1 protein-coding gene and 1 pseudogene are annotated in these 765 nt (G+C 68.2%); both read left to right on the plus strand.

Annotated elements, in window-relative coordinates; translation table 11 throughout:
- Nucleotides 1-290: pseudogene (locus Mrose_RS18470) on the plus strand (3-oxoadipate enol-lactonase); the annotation flags it as partial.
- Nucleotides 280-663 carry a 4-carboxymuconolactone decarboxylase gene (pcaC, locus tag Mrose_RS18475; RefSeq protein ID WP_119280681.1) on the plus strand — a complete coding sequence of 128 codons (384 nt, stop codon included), beginning with the start codon at nt 280-282 and terminating at the stop codon, nt 661-663. The pseudogene Mrose_RS18470 and the gene pcaC, both read left to right, overlap by 11 nt.
- Nucleotides 664-765 lie beyond the last annotated feature (102 nt).

Genomic DNA, 765 nt, shown 5'->3' on the forward strand with positions numbered 1-765 from the left:
ACTACAACATGCTCAGCCGTACGCCCCCAGAGGGCTACATCGGCACCTGCATGGCCTTGCGCGAGGCGGACTTGCGGGCTGAGCTGGGGAATATTCGCGCCCGAACGCTGGTGCTCTGCGGGGCCGAGGACCGCTCGACCCCGCCCGATCTGGCCGGCGAACTCGCGCGGGGCCTGGGGGCTCCCCTAAAGCTCATCGCCGGGGCCGCGCACCTGCCCTGCGTCGAGCAGCCGGAGGCCACGTTGCAGGGGATTCGTGCGTTTTTGGAGGAGCTGGGTTATGTCCGATAGCTTCGAGCGGGGCATGAAGACCCGCCGGGAGGTGCTGGGTGATGCCCACGTAGAGCGGGCTCAGGCCCAGACGACCCCCTTCGATGCCGATTTCCAGCGCTTCATCACCGAGTACGCCTGGGGGGAGTTGTGGACTCGAGGGGGCCTGGAACGCAGGACCCGGCACCTGCTGACCCTGGCCATCCTGGCGGCACTGGGCCACGAGCACGAGCTGGCCATGCACGTGCGGGCCACCACCCACACGGGGGTCAGCCCCGAGGAAGTGCGGGAGGTGTTTCATCAGGTAGCCGTCTATGCCGGTGTGCCCGCGGCCAACCGGGCCTTCGCCGTGGCCAAGCGGGTCTACGCCGAGATGGAGCAGGAGGGAGCATGAGCGAGCCTCAAGCCAAGACCCAAGTCCTCGACTGGCGCATCCAACCCCCCTACCTTCACGCGCCCTACGTCTCCACCGTACACCGGGCCGGTCCGCTCGGAG

Origin of the sequence: Calidithermus roseus (genome assembly GCF_003574095.1) — a bacterium.
GTDB lineage: Bacteria > Deinococcota > Deinococci > Deinococcales > Thermaceae > Calidithermus > Calidithermus roseus.